The organism is Flavobacterium sp. JP2137, from assembly GCF_050562195.1.
In the GTDB taxonomy this organism is placed as follows: Bacteria; Bacteroidota; Bacteroidia; order Flavobacteriales; family Flavobacteriaceae; genus Flavobacterium.
Window position 1 is genome coordinate 1,336,868 of sequence record NZ_CP191647.1, and the last position, 18,651, is coordinate 1,355,518.

Here is an 18,651-nt window from a genome sequence, read left to right on the forward strand (position 1 = left end):
TATGCTGTATTATCTGTTTCAATATTTAGACCGTTTTTTCAAAATTCCCGGAACAGGAGTTTTCCAATACATCACCTTTCGTTCTGGAATGGCGATTATGTTCTCCTTGCTGATTTCCATCATTTATGGAAAGCGCATTATCAACTTTTTGCACAAACAGCAAATTGGTGAAACCGTTCGGGAACTCGGACTGGAAGGACAGAAAGAAAAATCGGGCACACCGACTATGGGGGGGATCATCATCATCATTTCGACCCTCATCCCCGTGTTGTTGTTCGCTAAATTGGATAATATCTATGTGTTATTGCTTATAGTAACCACGCTTTGGATGGGCGTTATCGGTTTTTTGGACGATTACATCAAAGTGTTTAAAAAGGATAAAGAAGGGCTCAAGGGCCGATTTAAAGTCATCGGACAAATAGGTTTGGGACTGTTGGTCGGTGCGGTATTGTATTTTCATCCGAGTGTGACTGTTAGGGAAATGCCTACAAACGTAGCCATTCACAGCGAGGTGAGTAAGTACGACGTAAAGTCGACCGCGACTACCATACCCTTTTTAAAGAACAACGAGTTTGACTACGGAAAGGTTTTGGCCTGGTTGGGCGATGGATATGAAAATTATGCGTGGCTCATCTTTATTCCGATTGTGATTTTTATAGTGACTGCGGTTTCCAACGGGGCCAATTTAACCGATGGAATCGACGGTCTCGCCGCGGGAACCTCTGCCATATCGGTCTTGGTCTTGGGGATATTCGCCTTTATTTCTGGTAACGTGATTTTTTCCAATTACCTCAATATTATGTATATCCCCAACTCCGGAGAAATGACGGTGTTTATAGCCGCCTTTGTCGGTGCACTGGTCGGTTTCTTGTGGTACAACACCTTTCCAGCTCAGGTTTTTATGGGCGATACCGGTAGTTTGACCATAGGGGGAATCATAGCGGTATTGGCTATAGCGGTGCGAAAAGAACTGTTGATTCCGGTATTATGTGGCGTCTTTTTGGCAGAGAATTTATCGGTCGTGGTACAGGTGGCTTATTTTAAGTATACCAAGCGAAAGTTTGGCGAAGGCCGGCGCGTCTTTTTAATGGCTCCGCTGCACCACCACTTTCAAAAGAAAGGGTATCACGAAAGTAAGATCGTGACACGATTTTGGATTATAGCCATCTTGTTGGGCATATTTTGTTTGGTGTCATTAAAATTGAGATAAGATGAAAAGAGTAGTCATTTTAGGCGGTGGAGAAAGCGGCGTGGGAACGGCAATATTGGCGACCCAACAAGGCTTTGACGTGTTCTTATCCGATTTCGGTAAAATAGCCGCGCCGTATAGTGCGGTTTTGGAGCAACACCACATCGCTTGGGAAGAGCAACAGCATACTGCCGATTTAATTTTAACGGCCGATGTCGTGGTTAAAAGTCCGGGTATACCGGATAAGGCGGAGATGGTAGTCCAGATCCGAGAGCGGGGAATACCCGTTATTTCGGAAATAGAGTTTGCCTATGCCTATGCCAAGCAGCCGACCATAGCAATAACGGGGAGCAATGGGAAAACCACCACCACCCTGTTGACAGCACACCTTTTACAAAGAGGAGGTATAGCAGCCGTAGTCGCGGGAAACATCGGAGACAGTTTTGCCAAGCAAATTGCCGAGGATCCCGACGCGATTTGCGTTTTGGAGTTGAGCAGCTTTCAATTGGACGGTATAGAAACATACCGACCGCATATAGCGGTAGTGACCAATTTAAGTCCCGACCATCTCGATCGATACCACTACGATTACCAAGAGTATATCGATGCGAAGTTTCGAATTACGATGAACCAAACCGCAGAAGATTATTTGATTTATGATGCCGATGATGTTGAAATTGAAAAGTGGTTGGCAAATCACGAGGTTAAGGCGAAGAAAATTCCGTTTTCTTTGACGAGTATACAGGAAAATGGCGCTTATGTAAGCGGTGAAAATATAATAGCGAACAGCAACAACGAACAACTAATTATGGCAATTAACGATATTTCTTTAGAAGGTAAACACAACGTAAAGAATGCTATGGCAGCAACAACAGTAGCCCAGCTGATGCGAATCAGAAAACAGACAATCCGCGAAAGTTTGTCCGATTTTCAAGCGGTGGAACACCGTTTGGAAAAAGTGCTTAAAATCAAAAACGTACAGTATGTAAACGATTCTAAAGCCACAAACATCAACGCGACCTTCTACGCCTTGGAAAGCATGAAAACGCCGACGGTTTGGATTCTTGGAGGTGTGGATAAGGGCAATGATTACGACGAGTTGATGCCGTTGGTTCGCGAAAAGGTAAAGAGTATCGTATGCCTGGGCGTGGACAACGAAAAAATCAAGGCGGCCTATAGAAATGTTGTAGATGTTTTTGTAGAAACCACCAGTATGGACGAAGCGGTTAAAATCGCCGCAAAATTATCCGAAGATGGCGATACGGTTTTGTTGTCACCAGCTTGCGCGAGTTTTGATTTGTTTTCGAGCTATGAAGATCGCGGCAATCAATTTAAACAAGCAGTACATAATTTGTAATTTTTTTAAGGTATGATGAAGGAAATTCTCTCACATTTAAAAGGCGACAAGATCATTTGGGCATTAGTTTTTCTATTGGCCATGTTCTCTTTTATGCCTGTTTTTAGTGCGAGTACCAATCTCGTCTACACCGTGGGTGCCGGAACCACTACAGCGGGCTATTTGTTTAAACATTTGGTTCACTTGTTTATCGGAATGTGTGCCCTGTATTTTGTGCATAAAATGCCGTACCATCGCTTTAGGGCAATCTCCTTTTTTGCGATGATATTTGTTATTATACTGTTGCTCTTTACCGCCTTTCAGGGCAAAACCATCGGAGGGGCCAATGCCAATAGGTGGGTCAATATACCGTTTGTAAACGTCAGTATACAAACTTCGTCTATAGCTTCGGTTGTCTTGATGGTCTATGTAGCGCAGTATCTGGCCAATTTTGAAAATAAAGTATTAACTTTTAAGTATTCCTTGATTTGGTTGTGGACGCCGGTTTTTATCGTCGTCGGACTGATATTGCCCTCCAACTTATCCACGGCAGCGCTAATTTTTGTCATGGTCTGTATGTTGGTCTATGTCGGGCGCTATCCCATCAAGCAATTGGCTTTGATTTGTGTTTCGGGCTTGGCGGCTTTGATGATGTTCTTCTTGGTGGCTAAGGCCTTTCCGTCGATTATGCCCAACAGGGTGGATACCTGGTTGAGCCGTATCGATCGATTTACTGCCGCCGATAATGAAAACGTCGATGTCTATCAAATCGAAAATGCAAAAATCGCCATAGCAACGGGCGGAATAGGCGGATTAGGTCCGGGAAAAAGCGTGCAGAAAAACTTTTTGCCGCAATCGTCCTCGGATTTTATCTACGCGATTATAGTAGAGGAATACGGTATGATAGGGGGATTGGTCATTCTTTTCGCGTATCTGTGCTTGTTTTTCCGCTTTCTAAGAGCCTCTCACAAAGCGCCGACCATGTTTGGAAAACTGTTGGTGGTGGGACTGGGGTTTTACATCATTTTCCAAGCCCTAATCAACATGGGGGTGGCGGTAGAATTGCTGCCTACAACGGGGCAAACCCTGCCGTTGGTCAGCAGCGGTGGAACCTCGATATGGATGACCTGTATTTCGTTGGGAATCATTCTCAGTGTCACTAAGAAAGAAGAGGAGATACGGTTGGAAGAATTTGAGAAGGAAGAAAAGGAAAAAGCCCTGCAGGAGCTTTTGGAAAAACACCTGCGTGAAAAACAGTTAGCACTGGCCGAATTGGAGGGAAATCCGATGGATGCCGTTAGAAATAAGTAAAGCAGTTAGCCGCTTTTTCCATGAGGAGAAGCAGCTACTCGACATAAAAAAATAGAGATGAAAGCAAATCCGAGATTTATTATTAGTGGTGGTGGTACAGGTGGACACATCTATCCCGCTATCGCTATTGCCAACGAACTCAAAGCGCGTTTCTCAGGAGCGGAGATTTTGTTTGTCGGTGCACGTGATAAAATGGAGATGCAAAAAGTACCCGCAGCCGGATATGCGATTGAGGGACTTTGGATTTCGGGTATACAGCGCAAGCTCACCGCGGATAACGCGATGTTTCCGATAAAATTTCTTTCTAGTTTGTTTAAATCCAGAAAGATCATCAAGGCATTTAGGCCCGATGTGGTTATCGGTACCGGAGGCTTTGCAAGTGGAGCGGTGGTTAAAGTAGCCGCTTCTATGGGGATTCCTACACTGATACAGGAGCAAAACTCCTATCCGGGAATCACCAATAAAATGTTGGCGCATGAAGCCGTGAAAATATGTGTGGCCTACGACGGTTTAGAGCGCTTTTTCGATGCGAAAAAGTTGGTTAAAACGGGCAATCCCGTGCGACAAGATTTGTTGGAAATCGACTCCAAGCGCGACGAAGCACTGCGCTATTTCAATTTAAATCCCGCCAAGAAAACCCTGTTGGTTTTGGGCGGTAGTTTGGGAGCAAGGCGCATCAATCAGTTGATAGAAGAGCAGCTGCCCAAATTAAAACACGAGCACTTGCAGGTGATCTGGCAGTGTGGTAAGTTTTACAAAGACGAATACCAGCGCTTGGAATCCAAAGAGGTTCGCGTGGTCGATTTTATCGATCGTATGGATTTGGTTTTTGCCGCTGCAGACATCATCATCTCTCGGGCAGGAGCCTCTTCCGTTTCGGAGTTGAGTCTGGTGGGCAAGCCGGTGGTGTTTATCCCGTCGCCCAATGTGGCAGAAGACCATCAAACCAAAAACGCATTGAGCATCGTGTCCAAAAAAGGCGCGTTGATGCTGGCAGAACGCGATTTGGAAGCGCAGTTTGAAACCGTTTTCTACGAGTTGTTACACGATGCGCCGCTGCAGTTGCAGCTGTCGGAAAATATAAAGAAAGTGGCTTTGCCTCGGGCAACCCAAGACATCGTCGATCAGATAGTGAAATACATAAAATAATAAAATGGATATCAATAAGATTAAGAGCGTATATTTTATAGGAATCGGAGGAATCGGAATGAGTGCTCTTGCTCGATATTTTGTCAATATAGGCAAGGCTGTCGCCGGTTACGACAAAACGCCTACGCAGCTTACCGACGAGCTGATGGCCGCCGGTATAGCGATTCATTTTAGCGATGACGTCGCGCAAATCGACGACGCCTTTCGCGATCCAGAGACTACGCTAGTCGTGGTAACACCCGCCGTGCCCAAAGAGCATAGCGAATGGAATTATTTTATTGCACATAAATTTTTAATACAAAAGAGAGCAGAGGTGCTGGGTATCATTACCAAAGACAGCTATTGTTTTGCCGTTGCAGGTACGCATGGAAAAACCACGACTTCGAGCATCTTAGGACATATATTATATCAGAGCGGTTTGGACGTAACGGCCTTTTTAGGCGGTATCGTTGAAAATTACCAAACCAATTTAATCGGCGAAGGCAAGTCGGTAACCGTAGTGGAAGCCGATGAGTTTGATCGCTCATTTTTAAAGCTGTATCCGAATATGGCCTGTATCACATCTACAGATGCCGATCATTTAGACATATTTGGCACCCAGGAAGAGATGCTGGTTTCCTTTAGCGATTTCGCCGCCAAGATCACCGATAAAACCAAGTTCTTTCGTACGCCTCAGGTGCAGTTGGAAGGGCAGACCGTCGCGGTTTTGGAAGCGGCCGATTTTCAGGCTGTCCACATTAGAATAGTGGAAGGTTGGTATGTATTTGACATTAAAACTCCTGTAGAGACCGTTGCGGATATCCGCTTTGCACTACCGGGGCATCACAATATTTCCAATGCGTTGTTGGCCTTTGCCATGGCGTATACCTATGGTGTACCGACGGCGAAGATCAAAGCCGCCTTGGAGAGTTTTCAAGGAGTGCGCAGACGTTTTTCGTACAAAGTGCGAACACCGGAATTGGTGTATATAGACGATTATGCCCATCATCCGACCGAGATCAATGCCGTTTTTCAAGCGGTTTCCGAACGCTATAGCGGCCGTAAGGTGTTGGCGGTTTTCCAACCGCATTTATACAGTAGAACCCGCGATTTTATGGACGAATTCGCCCAGAGCCTGTCGCAATTTGAACAGGTCGCCCTATTGGATATTTATCCGGCTCGGGAGCTGCCGATTCCGGGAATTACCTCGCAGGTGTTGTTGGATAAAATAACGGCAAAAACGAAAACAGTAGTGGCAAAAGGCGACTTGATCGATTTTATTGCAAACGCCGATGCCGATGTCATCGTCACTATAGGAGCAGGTGATATAGGCGAAGAAGTCACGGCGATTAAGCAGGCGATTGAAAGGAGATTAAATGAAATTAAATAGTTAAATAAAAGAGGTTTTGATAAAGTTTTTTAAGAAAATAAAATGGAATGATATCCGCATTTGGCTCGTCTTTTTTGCGATGATTTTCTTGTTTTCATTTTCGAATAAGCGGAATGAAGCCAGAGAATTGGGGCGAATTGAGGTTAGATTTCTAGATAATAAGGGCTTTTTTGTCACAACTGAAGTGGTTAATAACTTGTTGATACAATATTTTCCAAAAACTGCGAATGTTCATAAATCTATGTTAGATTTGAATAGGTTGGAGCTTGAACTCAGCAAACACGATATGATTGCCGAGGCACAGGTCTACACCACTGTTGATGGGGTTTTAATGGCCGATGTTGTACAAAAAGTAGCCATAGCACGAGTCAGCACCGAAAGGGGGAGTCATTATCTTGACACTAAGGGAAATGATATGCCCATGTCCGAGAGTTTTTCGGCCCGTGTTCCGGTGATTGAAGGGGTGGTGAACGAGTCTAATAGAAAAAATATAACTCGGGTTTTAAGCGCGATAAGCGAGGACGATTTTTTAAAAACGAGTATAACGGGGATCGTGATTCAGCCCGATCAGACGTTGATCATGAAGAATAGAAACCATGAATTTGATATATTGTTTGGACGCTGCGAGGAAGTGGAACGCAAATTTGCCAATTACAAGGCCTTTTTGCATTACGCCAAAAACGACACCTTAATCGATAGTTATAAAACGATAAATCTCAAATTTACCCAACAAGTAGTGTGTACCAAATTTTAGAATATGAAAAAAGATAATATAGCGGTAGGATTAGATATTGGAACGACGAAAATCGTTGCCATGATAGGAAAGAAAAACGAGTACGGAAAGCTCGAAATCCTAGGACTTGGAAAAGCGAAGAGTTTAGGGGTAAAGAGAGGGGTCGTAAACAATATTACGCAAACGATTCAATCGATTCAAAATGCCGTTGCCGAAGCCGAAGCTTCGTCCGGTTATAAAATAAAGAACGTGGTTGTCGGCATAGCCGGGCAGCACATTCGAAGCATTCAGCACAGCGATTATATCAGTCGTTCCAATCCCGATGAAGTGATTGGCGATAAGGATATCGAAATGCTGATCAGTCAGGTTCAAAAGTTAAGCATGCTTCCTGGGGAAGAAATCATTCACGTATTGCCCCAAGAATTTAAAATCGATGGGGAATCGGGAATCAAAGAGCCCATAGGAATGTACGGAGCGCGTTTGGAAGCGACCTTCCACGTGGTTGTCGGACAAGCTGCATTGATCAAGAATGCCGGTAGGTGTATCAAAGATGCCGGATTGGAATTGTCCGGAATCACTTTAGAGCCTTTGGCCTCTGCCGAAGCCGTACTGAGCCAGGAAGAAAAAGAAGCTGGAGTAGCCCTAATCGATATCGGTGGCGGTACTACGGATTTGGCGATTTTTAAAGACGGGATTATCCGCCATACCGCGGTGGTTCCCTTCGGAGGAAATGTCATTACAGAAGATATTAAAGAGGGATGCTCGATCATTGAAAAACAAGCGGAGTTGTTAAAAACCAAGTTTGGATCGGCATGGCCAGGAGAAAATAAAGACAACGAAATCGTTTCCATCCCTGGTTTAAGAGGGAAGGAACCCAAAGAGATTTCACTTAAAAACCTGTCAAAAATTATTCACGCCCGTGTAGAAGAAATTGTACAGTTGGTGTTTGCGGAGATTAAAACCTATGGGTATGAAAACCCGAGAAAGAAGTTAATCGCCGGAATCGTTTTAACAGGAGGTGGGTCAGAATTGAAACACATCAAACAATTAGTAGAATACATTACGGGGATAGATACCCGTATCGGATATCCCAATGAGCATTTAGCCGGTGATTCGGAAAAGGAAATTTCCAGTCCCTTATTTGCGACGGCTGTGGGCCTAGTTATGGAAAGCGAAAAAAACCAAACCCAAGGGGCGGTTTCACTGCTGGAATTTGACCAAGCGATTAAACAAGCACAACCGCTGCAATTTAGAGAGCCCGAACGCATGGCGCAGCAGGTGGATCATCACGAGGAGCACCTTGAGTCGTCCAGAGCCTCGGAGCCAGCAATGGCAAAGGAGCCCGCGAAGGCCAAGAAAGAAATAGAAACAGTCTCTACCGCAGACAAATTCAAAAACGGATTTTTGTTTCATTTCTATAACAAGATTAAGGAATTTATTGATAAGTCAGAATAAAAACGATACGTATGGAGAATACAGATTTTGAAAGCATAAAGTTTGATTTACCTAAAAATCAATCAAACGTAATTAAGGTAATTGGAGTAGGTGGAGGCGGAAGCAACGCGATTAATCACATGTTTAAACAAGGGATTAAAGGCGTTGATTTCGTGGTCTGTAATACCGATTCACAAGCGTTACAAAACAGTACCGTGCCCAATAAAATTCAATTGGGGATTAATCTGACCGAAGGTTTAGGCGCAGGTGCCAATCCGGAAGTGGGACAACAATCCGCTTTAGAGAGTATCGAAGAAATTGAAAAGATGTTGGATGTGAATACCAAGATGGTCTTTATTACAGCAGGTATGGGCGGAGGTACAGGTACAGGTGCTGCACCGGTCATCGCACAGCTGTCGAAAGAGCGAAACATCCTAACGGTAGGTATAGTAACCATCCCTTTCCAATTTGAAGGAAAAGTACGTCAAGAACAAGCTTTGAAAGGAGTGGAGCGCTTGCGTAAAAACGTCGACTCACTGATCGTTATCAATAATAACAAGTTAAGAGAAGTGTATGGCAACCTCGGATTTAAAGCCGGGTTCTCCAAAGCCGACGAAGTCTTGGCAACGGCCTCTAGGGGTATAGCCGAGGTAATTACCCATCACTACACGCAAAACATCGATTTAAAAGATGCCAAAACCGTATTGTCTGATAGCGGTACAGCAATAATGGGATCGGCTATTGCCTCTGGGGAAACCCGGGCAAAAGATGCGATTGTGGAAGCGTTGGATTCGCCTTTGTTAAACGACAATAAAATTACAGGCGCTAAAAACGTCTTGTTGTTGATCGTTTCGGGTACCAACGAAATCACCATAGACGAAATCGGAGAGATCAACGATCACATTCAAACCGAAGCCGGACACAATGCCAACATCATTATGGGGGTAGGTGAAGACGAGTCTTTAGGAGAGTCCGTTGCCGTAACGATTATCGCTACGGGTTTTAACGTAGAGCAACAAAAGGTCATCGTCAATTCTGCGGAAGATCGCGTAATTGTACACGCTTTGGAAGAAGAGCAAAAAGTAGTGCGCGATTTGTCGCAAAAAAACCTGCCTTCTTTTAACTTCTCTACACCAGAAGAGCCCTTGACCAATCAAGTAACGGCAGAAGTAACAGAAGAAAAAGTAGTTTTCGGCTTAGACGATAACACCCCACCGTTGGACTCCGATAATCAAGGAGGACCAGGGGGTGAAAAAAAAACAATAGCGGAAGCTAATAACTCGGAAAATGAAGCCTCGGATTTGGACGTTTTTTTCGAGATTGTCACGCCAGCATCAGCTCCAGTGACTTCAATCCAAGAGGAGAGAAACAACCGCGTTCGCGATATTAGAGACATGCAAGTGATGGATCCGGAGTTTGTGATTTTCAAGAAATCCGAGCCGGTTATCCGCGATAAATTCGAATTTGAATTCGATGTGCCCAAGCAACAAGTCGTGACAGAAGAGCCTGTTTTGTTTCACTTCAACGAAGAGATCAATCAGATTCAAGTCAATGAGGCCAAGCACGTCATTTCTTCTATGGCTACGGATCAACGTCCGGCAACGCCGAGCGCTCCAGACGAAGTAGTGCGCTACTCTTTGGAAGACTATATGGAAATCGAAAACGAATTGCTGAACTCCAAGAGTAAAAAACCCGTGGTAGAAGCGGTGGAAGAAGCCTTTTCTTTTAGCATTCGCACGGCAGAAGAGTTGATCCCTATGGATACCAACGAATACGAGGAAATCTCTCCAGTAGAGATGTCTATCGAGGAAATGTTGAGAAACCGTACGGAAGAGCGCAAGAAAAAGATGAAGGATTTCAATTACAAATTCAACAACGCCAATACGCAGTTGAACGATTTGGAAAAGGAGCCGGCATACAAGCGCATGGGAGTCGATTTAAGCGCCCCGGCCAGAGAGGGATCACAATCCAGAATGTCTTTGGGAACGGATAGCAACAACGATGCTCAATTGCGTTCAAACAATTCGTTTTTACACGATAACGTAGACTAGTTAAAAATAAATTATAGCAATAACCCGAAAAAAGACTTCCTTTTTTCGGGTTATTTTTTTATATTTGTCGAACAGAAAAGCATGGAATTATGAGTTTACAAGCAAAGATCATGGACGCGATGAAAAGCGCAATGAAAGCAAAAGATACGGTTGCCTTAGAGTCTTTAAGAGCGATCAAATCCGAATTGTTACTAGCGCAAACTCAAAGCGGAGCTAAAGAAGAGTTGACGGAAGATGAAGAGATTAAGATCCTTCAAAAGTTGGTTAAACAGCGAAAGGACAGTGCTGCAATCTTTACCGAACAAGGTCGTGCGGATTTGGCAGAGCCCGAATTGGCACAATCGGCTGTAATCGAGCAATTTTTGCCAGAGCAGTTATCCGATGCTGAAGTGGAGCAAATAATCTTAAAAATCATCGCAGACGGCGCTTATGCCGGTATGGGATCGATGGGTCAAGTCATGGGACTTGCTACAAAGGAAGTCGCGGGAAGAGCAGATGGTAAAACGATCTCTAGCCTGGTAAAAGGACTTTTGACCAAATAAATATAAAATGACTGCGTAGTTCAATTGGATAGAATATCAGATTTCGGCTCTGAGGGTTGGGGGTTCGAACCCCTCCGCGGTCACCAAAAAGGTTAAAACAAAACGAGTGCTTGCAATTTAATTGTAAGCACTCGTTTGTTTTTTAAGAGACTGTCTTTTAAAACAGCCTCTTTTTACCCTTTTACTGGTTTTTTTCAGCGGACATTTTTGTGTATTCAGCTATTAAAAAACTTAGGTGGTCCCATTTAATGGAATTGTATGGGAATTTTTGTAGAAATTCTTGATTGTCCCCAAAAAGGAAATCGTAGTTTTCTTTAAAGTCAGCTTTTTTAAGCCAGATTACTTCTTCTCCTTTTTTTACGTAATAGGATTTAGTAACTCCTCCACCGATACCAGGTCCTCCACCAAAGCTTACTGAGGTTGTTTCCGCAGCCATTGGATCGGCATACACTTCAATATGACTACTAAAGCTTGGATTGATTAATTGCATCAAGAATTCCTTTTCCGTTTTCTTGTTTTTTAAGGAAGCTTTAATGTTTTTGACATACACTTCATTTGGATTGGTCGATTTCGTTAAGCTTTTGCTTCCCCAGTTTTTTGTATTGCTAAAGTACTTAGCGACTTTAGCTCCCTTGGCCATTCCGGAAATAGGCAAATACATTTCTTCGATTTCTTCCGCAGCGTATTCTGTTTTCTTACCCGAAGAATCTTTCATTTTAACAGAAGTGATTTGACCTTTTTTTCTAGATATTCCAGAAACTGGCCCCTCTATTTTGGTTCCATCTTTAAGAATAAGGGTTGAATTCTTTTTAGAAGTGACTTCGGTGAACATTTCATCGAATAGATCATCGTCCATGATTTTTAACTCTTCCTTGGTGTACTTGACTTTTTCTTGCGCATGTGTTGGTGCGCTCACTAATGTTGCAGCTGCTAAAAAGCTAAAAAGTATTAATTTTTTCATAAAATATAAATTTTGTCTAAAATAACAATAATTATATAATGTATTGGTTTTTTGTAAAAAAAATATATTTAGCTGTTTATGGGTGCTCAGTTGTTCGTTTAATAGGTTGTTTTTGCTTACTATGATGGTGTTTTTCGGCTTTTGTTGCATATAATGCCGTTTTGGTTTGGGGTTGATAGTGCGCGGCTTATTGCATTTTTCTCAGTTAAGGAAATGCCAGCTGCTGTTTTTCGTTTGAACAGGTCTTTTTAGAAATTTTCAGGAGAGAAACTTCAAATTTCCCTAGATTTACAAACCGATACGGTTGTCGTTGTGTTGATACTGTCACTTCTCGGGGAACCTCCATTCATATAAAACATATCCCAGGTGTCCGCTGCGGTTTTTCTTGCAAATCCCGGCGAAAGCAATACCTAAAAGGTGTTTAGCTAAAAGGGTTAGACTTTAATTAAAAAACCTAACCCAAGTCATCATTGTTTTTAGTCGTGTTAAGAAGTCGTGCGGTTTTTTCCTCGAAATGTTTAAAAACCGCTTGCTGGAATTTATGCTAAAAAGCATCACTCGTTTCTTTTTAACGGAGATTAATGCATTCCACGAGGCGTGCTTATACCTTTTTTGGAGGAAGGTCGAATGCTAGGGCTTCGTGCTCAAAGTGTCCGTTGTGTGCGCCATCGCAAAAAGGTTTGTTTTTTGAAAGGCCACAACGACAAATAGAAAGCACAGTTCTACCTTGCAGTCCGTAGGCATTTCCATTTTTATCGACGATTTCAAAATCGCCTTCGATCTTTACCGATCCGTTGTTGTTTATGGTGAGTTTTGTTTTAGACATGTTTATGAGAGTTGTTTAGTTTCTACAAAATTAGAACAATAAAATGAGTACTGCGCGACCGCTATTCTATTTAGAAAGGTTCCTTTTAGTGCCGTCGAGAGCGCAGTGCTTTCACAGCCAGCCTAGTGCTTGCGTATAGTACAAGCAGCGAGTATACGGGTATATACAGGGAAAGTATCATCACCGAGGGTCGTTCTACATTCAGTTCGTTCTTCTATCGGCTTTAAGTGCCGGAATACAGCGGGTGAATCGTCAACTGCTATACTTAGAGTTTTAAAAATGCGATCAATTCCCGGGCAGCTGTTCTGCCGGCCCGATTGGCGCCAATTGTAGATGCAGAAGGGCCATAGCCCGTTAGGTGAATACGCGGGTCCTGAGCGACTTGAGTGGCGAGCTTACCGGTCATTTTAATGCCATTATCATTGTTGACCAATTGCAATGGCGCTAAGTGTTGTAGGGAGTGTAGAAAGCCGGTATTCCAGAAGATGACATCGGCCTCCAGCGTGGTTCCATCTGCCCATTTTACGCCCGTTTGCGTGATTTCATCAAACATCGGTCGCCGATGGAGCACACCGCTCTCGAGCAGGTCTTCTAAGGCCGGCGTTAGGGGTAAGCCGGTCACGCCGACTACGGAGATAGGCGGCAAGCCCGCCCTAACGCGTTCTTCTACCAAAGCCACTGCAGCGCGGCCCACTTCCGGAGTGAATTCCTGTTTTCTAAAATCGGGTACCCGACGCGTGACCCAAGTGGTTTGGGTAAATTTCGATATTTCGCCCAAGAGTTGAACTGCCGATATACCGCCCCCAACTACGATCACGTGTTGACCGGTGAATTCCTCGGCGTTTTTGTAGTCTCCCGTGTGCAATTGTCGGCCTTTAAACGTTTTCCATCCCTTGTATTTCGGGCAGTTAGGCGTTTTCCACGTGCCGGTTGCGTTGATGATTCCCCGAGCGCTAAACTGCAGCCCGTTGGTGCGAATCAGAAAGCGGCCGTTCCGCTCTATGACTTCCCGCACATTGAGCGGTCGTATAATAGGCAGCTTAAAGGTTTCTTCGTACAGCTGAAAGTATTGGGGTATGGCGATATTGGCTTGTATTTCCTTATCGGCTGTTTGAAGGGCTTCGGAAAATCCCAGGCCCGGCAAATCGTGTATGCCGTTGACGTTGCTCAACGTCAGGGAATCCCATCGGTGTTGCCACGCGCCTCCCGGTCCCAATTCGTCGTCCAAAACCACAAAGCCCGTTCCGGCCGCTATACCCGATTTTTGCAGGTGATAAGCCGCAGCAAGTCCGGCTTGACCCGCGCCGATAACGACGATATCCACTTTGTAAAAGAGATCGGGCTTTGGGCTGTCGTCTCCTGAGTACTGTTCGGGCTGCGTGTGTTGCTGGCTAGTTGTCATAGCGGTTTTTTTTACTGTTTTGACCGATTTTTACAAGGAGGTTTCTCCGCGGTCAAAGCGGGTTTATCATACAAGTTACGAAAAATGGGGCAGTATTGCTTGGAAAAGCCTCAGTAAATCCTATGCGCTGTGTTATTTGCGGCTATGTGGCTGTAAATGCGTTTCTCGCTTAGAATTCGAAACAGCGGTTTTTGATGTCGTTCTCAAGGTGTTTATAGTTAGTGACTTATGAGCCGCGCTACAAAGGAATGGGGGTGCTTGACGCCGGTGGAGCGAAGGGTTCGCAGTCGTGGTATAAGGCAGCCAGCGCGCTTACTATTTAAAATTGCGGTTTCGACAACAAGCGCCGTAGTATTTTATAGCTTTGGTATCGAATAAGGATCACCAACAATCAAAAAAATCTACTTCCCGATCGATTTTTTAGGTCGCTACAACCGAGGTTTGCTCCTTTTTACCGTAAAAATCAAAAAAAATAAAAATTTTTCAATTTTTTTTTAAAAAAATAGACGGTTTTTAAGGCTTTGCCATGAGGTTCAATATGAGATCTTTTATATGTTAAATGTAGGGCGATTTTCAATTGTTCGCCGTAGAAATAAGACGCTTGTGATGCGGTTATTTGTGTTTTTCAAAGGGAATAAAATTTTCAATCCGCTAACGAAATCTTATTTTAACGGTTTCAAAATGGTTTTTTAAAAATATAACCATCTAGATATTAAGGAAATATGATTTCTATTTGAAATCAAACAGGCGTATTAAGAGTTTTTTACAGGGTACTTAAAAAAATTAACTCGACTTTATGCGATTAAAAAATTCCGATAAAAAAGTCGTGTTGCCGAGTTGAATGAAGATTTTTTGGCTGTTTCGTTTTTAAATTATGATAAAAATCATTTTTTTATGCCTTGGACGCGGCTACATTTGTCCTATCACTTTCAAACAAAATCACGATGAAACAACGCATTCCTGTATCGACTATAATGACTGCGAATGTCATTAAATTAAATTTGACGGATAATTTAACCAAGGCCGAAAGCCTTTTTAAAAAACATAAAATTCGACATATACCCGTAGTTTCTGGGAACACCATTATAGGGATGTTGAGTTATACCGATTTGCTGCGCGTGAGCTTGGCAGATAGCGTTGGTGACTTTGACGAGGATATCGATGTAACGGTTTACAATATGTTTAGTATAGAGCAGGTGATGGCTAAAGAGTTGGTCACCATACAGGTCGATGCCAATATAAAGGAAGCGGTGGAGATTTTGTCCAAAGAGGAGTTTAGAGCCTTGCCCGTTTTAGATGGGGATTTGCTCGTAGGCATCTTGACGACGACCGATTTGTTGAAGTATTTGCTCAAGCAGTACGACTAAGTCGCCTTGCCGATGTGCCGACCCGGGTATGGGTTTAAAAAGTAAAATGGAGTAAAGAGGGAGTGGCACTGTGTTTGCACACCGCAGCAGCCCAACACCGATAAAAATATGCGAGTATATCGCTGCCGATAAGACGATAAAAAAGCGTGAAAAAGAAAGTTTTGTCTTGTGGTTTGTGAGTTTAGCCACAAGATGTATTTTGTTGTTTTGAAAAAGGGACAGTCCGCAAGGACTGTCCCTTGTTTTATACGCCTTTTTTATCCTCCTATTAAATGGAAAGAGCAGTCCCGAAGGGCTGCTCTTTTTGTTGGAATTACTCTCTCGGGTACTGGCAGCAGCCGTGTAGGGCGTCGTAGTCCTTTTGCTCGGCCTTAAAGGCTTCGGTATCATGTCCGATTTCGGCTATGGCCTTTTGAACTTTTTTGGCGTCTGTTTTGGTTTCGTTGATCAACAACTCCAATTGTTGGTTGTCGCTAAACCAAACTGCCGAACGCACTCCTTTTACGGAGAAAGCCGCCTTTTCAATGCGCTTTTTACACATTTCACAATTGCCTTTTACCGCAATGGTTTCCTTGGCGTTTTTATTGGGCTTCTCTTGAGCAAATGTTGTCAGGCTCAACAAGCCAGCTATAGTGGCTAAAATTATGTTTTTCATCAGGTTGAATTTAAAGGTTTGTCTGTTGTTTTCTGTCGAGTTTAAAACGCAGTCCCGCATAATACATCTGACCGAATATAGGGGCATACGAAATAGAACTATCAAAGTCCGTTCCGAAAGGGTCGTTTGCACCTAAAATAACGCGATCTTGTTTGTAATTTCCAATGTTCTCTCCACCGATATAAATTTCAAAGCGCTCGTTAAACACCTTGGTGATTTGTGCGTTCATCGTGGAAAAGGGGTTGGAATACGGGCGCAATCGGTTTTCGGGACGATTGGCCGAGGTGTCCGGCAGGCGTTGTTTGCCCATCCAATTGTAAGTAAAGTCAAACTTCCATTGCCCCTGTTGGGCGTTGAGAGCCGTTTCGTATTCCAAATTGGCGAAGAAACGGTGTTTGGCTTGTAGCGGACGCTCTTGTTTGCCCGATTTAAAATCGGTTTGTATGTCGTAATACTTATACGCTGCCCTGAGGTTAAAGCTGCGGGCGAGGTTGTAGTTTAAATCGAGTTGTAGGCTGTTGGCATACGACTTTCCATCGAGGTTGTAAAAGTTTACTTGATGGGCGCTTTGGTCGATGTCAACGACGATTTGATTTTCAAAATCCGTGCGATAAAAATCGACTGTCAAGTCGCCTTTGCGGTCAAACAGGGAAAACCCCTGTGAAAGACTAAGCCCGTAATTCCAAGCGATTTCCGGATCCAAACCGTAGATAGTACCACCGGCTTGGGTGATGATAAATTCGCGATTGCTCGCAAATAGGTTTTGGTTTTCGGCAAAGATATTGGCGATGCGCTTACCCCTTCCCGCAGAAGCGCGTATAACGGCATCCTCCCAGGGATTGTACCTCAGGTGGAATCTCGGCGTAAAAAAAGCGCCCATTCGGTTGTGCACATCAAAGCGCAATCCCGTTACAAAGCTAAAGTTGTCGGTATTGTCGTAGGTGTATTCGAAAAAAGCGCCTGCGGAATTGTCGATGCGCTGGTAAGCCGCAGCTGTAGGTAAGGCGATTTGTTCGTCGTACTTGTCCAAGGTAAAGCTCAAACCGGTAGAGAACTTGTTTAGCGTATTGTTGATAATAGAGCTAAATAGCAAATTGGAATAGATGCTGTTGTGCTTGATGTCGTATTGGTTGGCACCAAAATACGAATCCTGTTTGTGGTAGTTGTACGACAACTGTAGTCCGATGCTCTGAAAGGGCATTTCGGGAAACACATAACCCAACTTGGACGATACGTCGAATTTTTCGGTATTGACCTCCGAACCCCACAGTCTTCTGGCCGAGGAATCGATGGGTTTACCCGGAGCATGTAGGTCTTTGTCGTAATCGTATTCCCCCGACTGCTTGTTGTCTTTCATATAGCGCCAGGTTAAAAAGCTGATCCAGCCTTTTTCCAAATCGGTATATTGCCAGCGGTTCATCACGTTGATTTGCTCTCCGAGTGGATTGTCTAAAAAACCGTCGTCGTTCATGTCGTTTTTGGTCTTTCTCGCATTGCCGTGAAGAAATAGGGAGCTCGTCCACTTTTCAGAAACTTGGGTGTTGGCGTGGACATTGGCTTCAAAACGGCCTTCAGAAGAACCGTATAGGTTGACAAATAGAGGGCGGTCGTTCATCGGTTTGATCAATTCGGTATTGATCTGACCGGAGATGCTCTCAAATCCGTTGACTACACTACCCGCTCCTTTGGTTACTTGGATGCTTTCGACCCAGGTTCCCGGAGTAAATGTTAGTCCATAGGCTTGTGAAGCACCGCGAACAGAAGGGATATTTTCCTCGGCGATCAAGATGTAGGGGCTGCTTAGTCCAAGCATCTTGATTTGCTTCGTCCCCGTTATCGCATCTGAAAAGTTGACATCTATGGCCGGATTGGTTTCAAAGGCCTCTGAGATATTGCAACAAGCGGCCTTTAGTAGCTCACCGCTATTCATGGTAATCGTATTCGAGGTACCCTTAATCGAACGCTGTGTGTTTCGCTGTTTGGTATGCACAACAACCTCTTCCATTTGGGTGTCGGGTGTGAGTTGTATGCGAAGTTCACGCTGCTGATCGATGGTAATCGTTTGTTCTTTATAACCGACAAAACTGATTTTTAAGGTCTGGTGACTCGCGTTAAGCGGCAGGCTAAACTGTCCTTTTTGGTCGGTAGTAATGCCTATGGAAGAGTGTTCCCAGTATACGGAAGCGTTCCAAATGGGCTGGTTTTTTTCGTCGACAACCTGCCCTTTTATCTGTTCTTGAGCCCATAGTGATGGTGCTAAAGAACATAATAATACGGTAATAGTATATTTCATGGAATGTATATTAATGTGAATTTAAATCGCTTA

Annotated in this window: 15 protein-coding genes and 1 tRNA gene; 11 read left to right on the forward strand and 5 right to left on the reverse strand. The window is 43.8% G+C overall.

Going from position 1 to position 18,651, the window contains the following annotated elements:
• Position 1 precedes the first annotated feature (1 nt).
• The 10 genes from mraY to ACQZ43_RS05895 all read left to right on the forward strand — a co-directional run bounded on the left by mraY (position 2) and on the right by ACQZ43_RS05895 (position 11,200).
• Positions 2 to 1,210 carry a phospho-N-acetylmuramoyl-pentapeptide-transferase gene (gene mraY / locus ACQZ43_RS05850; RefSeq protein WP_430615023.1) on the forward strand — a complete coding sequence of 403 codons (1,209 nt, stop codon included), beginning with the start codon at positions 2 to 4 and terminating at the stop codon, positions 1,208 to 1,210.
• 1 nt (position 1,211) lies between these two features.
• A complete protein-coding gene (murD, locus tag ACQZ43_RS05855; RefSeq protein ID WP_430615024.1) occupies positions 1,212 to 2,546 on the forward strand; it encodes a UDP-N-acetylmuramoyl-L-alanine--D-glutamate ligase in 1,335 nt (444 codons plus the stop codon).
• 15 nt (positions 2,547 to 2,561) lie between these two features.
• Positions 2,562 to 3,836, forward strand: a complete 1,275-nt coding sequence (locus ACQZ43_RS05860) for an FtsW/RodA/SpoVE family cell cycle protein (RefSeq protein WP_430615615.1) — start codon at positions 2,562 to 2,564, stop codon at positions 3,834 to 3,836.
• Between the two features lie 57 nt (positions 3,837 to 3,893).
• Positions 3,894 to 4,985, forward strand: a complete 1,092-nt coding sequence (gene murG, locus ACQZ43_RS05865) for an undecaprenyldiphospho-muramoylpentapeptide beta-N-acetylglucosaminyltransferase (protein WP_430615025.1) — start codon at positions 3,894 to 3,896, stop codon at positions 4,983 to 4,985.
• Between the two features lie 4 nt (positions 4,986 to 4,989).
• Positions 4,990 to 6,354 (forward strand): UDP-N-acetylmuramate--L-alanine ligase, encoded by a 1,365-nt coding sequence (gene murC, locus ACQZ43_RS05870; protein WP_430615026.1) that lies wholly within the window; start codon positions 4,990 to 4,992, stop codon positions 6,352 to 6,354.
• A 241-nt stretch (positions 6,355 to 6,595) separates the two neighbouring features.
• Complete coding sequence (locus tag ACQZ43_RS05875) at positions 6,596 to 7,108, forward strand: cell division protein FtsQ/DivIB (protein ID WP_430615027.1); 513 nt, start codon at positions 6,596 to 6,598, stop codon at positions 7,106 to 7,108.
• 3 nt (positions 7,109 to 7,111) lie between these two features.
• Positions 7,112 to 8,542 (forward strand): cell division protein FtsA, encoded by a 1,431-nt coding sequence (ftsA, locus tag ACQZ43_RS05880; protein ID WP_430615029.1) that lies wholly within the window; start codon positions 7,112 to 7,114, stop codon positions 8,540 to 8,542.
• A gap of 11 nt (positions 8,543 to 8,553) precedes the next feature.
• Positions 8,554 to 10,572, forward strand: coding sequence for a cell division protein FtsZ (gene ftsZ, locus ACQZ43_RS05885; RefSeq protein ID WP_430615030.1), 2,019 nt, complete (start codon positions 8,554 to 8,556; stop codon positions 10,570 to 10,572).
• Positions 10,573 to 10,661: 89 nt separating this feature from the next.
• Complete coding sequence (locus ACQZ43_RS05890; RefSeq protein ID WP_430615031.1) at positions 10,662 to 11,114, forward strand: GatB/YqeY domain-containing protein; 453 nt, start codon at positions 10,662 to 10,664, stop codon at positions 11,112 to 11,114.
• 9 nt (positions 11,115 to 11,123) lie between these two features.
• Positions 11,124 to 11,200: transfer RNA gene (locus tag ACQZ43_RS05895), tRNA-Arg, on the forward strand.
• Between the two features lie 95 nt (positions 11,201 to 11,295).
• On the opposite strand, the gene ACQZ43_RS05900 is transcribed toward ACQZ43_RS05895, so the two are convergent.
• The 3 genes from ACQZ43_RS05900 to ACQZ43_RS05910 all read right to left on the reverse strand — a co-directional run bounded on the left by ACQZ43_RS05900 (position 11,296) and on the right by ACQZ43_RS05910 (position 14,303).
• Positions 11,296 to 12,075: a hypothetical protein gene (locus ACQZ43_RS05900; RefSeq protein WP_430615032.1), complete on the reverse strand. Its 780-nt coding sequence runs from the start codon at positions 12,073 to 12,075 to the stop codon at positions 11,296 to 11,298.
• A 601-nt stretch (positions 12,076 to 12,676) separates the two neighbouring features.
• Positions 12,677 to 12,901, reverse strand: coding sequence for a CDGSH iron-sulfur domain-containing protein (locus tag ACQZ43_RS05905; RefSeq protein WP_430615033.1), 225 nt, complete (start codon positions 12,899 to 12,901; stop codon positions 12,677 to 12,679).
• Between the two features lie 265 nt (positions 12,902 to 13,166).
• The gene (locus tag ACQZ43_RS05910) at positions 13,167 to 14,303 is read right to left on the reverse strand and encodes an NAD(P)-binding domain-containing protein (RefSeq protein WP_430615035.1); all 1,137 of its coding nucleotides are present in this window, start codon (positions 14,301 to 14,303) and stop codon (positions 13,167 to 13,169) included.
• A gap of 944 nt (positions 14,304 to 15,247) precedes the next feature.
• On the opposite strand from ACQZ43_RS05910, the gene ACQZ43_RS05915 reads away from it, so the two are divergent.
• Positions 15,248 to 15,670 carry a CBS domain-containing protein gene (locus ACQZ43_RS05915; RefSeq protein WP_430615037.1) on the forward strand — a complete coding sequence of 141 codons (423 nt, stop codon included), beginning with the start codon at positions 15,248 to 15,250 and terminating at the stop codon, positions 15,668 to 15,670.
• Between the two features lie 313 nt (positions 15,671 to 15,983).
• Here the strand turns inward: ACQZ43_RS05915 and ACQZ43_RS05920 are convergent, their stop codons facing one another.
• Together ACQZ43_RS05920 and ACQZ43_RS05925 are read right to left on the reverse strand one after the other, a co-directional pair.
• Complete coding sequence (locus ACQZ43_RS05920) at positions 15,984 to 16,325, reverse strand: heavy-metal-associated domain-containing protein (protein WP_430615038.1); 342 nt, start codon at positions 16,323 to 16,325, stop codon at positions 15,984 to 15,986.
• Between the two features lie 10 nt (positions 16,326 to 16,335).
• A complete protein-coding gene (locus ACQZ43_RS05925) occupies positions 16,336 to 18,618 on the reverse strand; it encodes a TonB-dependent receptor (RefSeq protein WP_430615039.1) in 2,283 nt (760 codons plus the stop codon).
• Positions 18,619 to 18,651: the final 33 nt, after the last annotated feature.

Coding starts and splice junctions, on each gene's coding strand:
- ACQZ43_RS05890 (WP_430615031.1), top strand. CDS start 10,662: ATGAGTTTACAAGCAAAGATCATGGACGCGATGAAAAGCGCAATGAAA.
- ACQZ43_RS05915 (WP_430615037.1), top strand. CDS start 15,248: ATGAAACAACGCATTCCTGTATCGACTATAATGACTGCGAATGTCATT.
- ACQZ43_RS05900 (WP_430615032.1), bottom strand. CDS start 12,075: ATGAAAAAATTAATACTTTTTAGCTTTTTAGCAGCTGCAACATTAGTG.
- mraY (WP_430615023.1), top strand. CDS start 2: ATGCTGTATTATCTGTTTCAATATTTAGACCGTTTTTTCAAAATTCCC.
- ftsA (WP_430615029.1), top strand. CDS start 7,112: ATGAAAAAAGATAATATAGCGGTAGGATTAGATATTGGAACGACGAAA.
- murG (WP_430615025.1), top strand. CDS start 3,894: ATGAAAGCAAATCCGAGATTTATTATTAGTGGTGGTGGTACAGGTGGA.
- ACQZ43_RS05925 (WP_430615039.1), bottom strand. CDS start 18,618: ATGAAATATACTATTACCGTATTATTATGTTCTTTAGCACCATCACTA.
- murC (WP_430615026.1), top strand. CDS start 4,990: ATGGATATCAATAAGATTAAGAGCGTATATTTTATAGGAATCGGAGGA.
- ACQZ43_RS05860 (WP_430615615.1), top strand. CDS start 2,562: ATGAAGGAAATTCTCTCACATTTAAAAGGCGACAAGATCATTTGGGCA.
- ACQZ43_RS05905 (WP_430615033.1), bottom strand. CDS start 12,901: ATGTCTAAAACAAAACTCACCATAAACAACAACGGATCGGTAAAGATC.
- ACQZ43_RS05920 (WP_430615038.1), bottom strand. CDS start 16,325: ATGAAAAACATAATTTTAGCCACTATAGCTGGCTTGTTGAGCCTGACA.
- murD (WP_430615024.1), top strand. CDS start 1,212: ATGAAAAGAGTAGTCATTTTAGGCGGTGGAGAAAGCGGCGTGGGAACG.
- ftsZ (WP_430615030.1), top strand. CDS start 8,554: ATGGAGAATACAGATTTTGAAAGCATAAAGTTTGATTTACCTAAAAAT.
- ACQZ43_RS05875 (WP_430615027.1), top strand. CDS start 6,596: ATGTTAGATTTGAATAGGTTGGAGCTTGAACTCAGCAAACACGATATG.
- ACQZ43_RS05910 (WP_430615035.1), bottom strand. CDS start 14,303: ATGACAACTAGCCAGCAACACACGCAGCCCGAACAGTACTCAGGAGAC.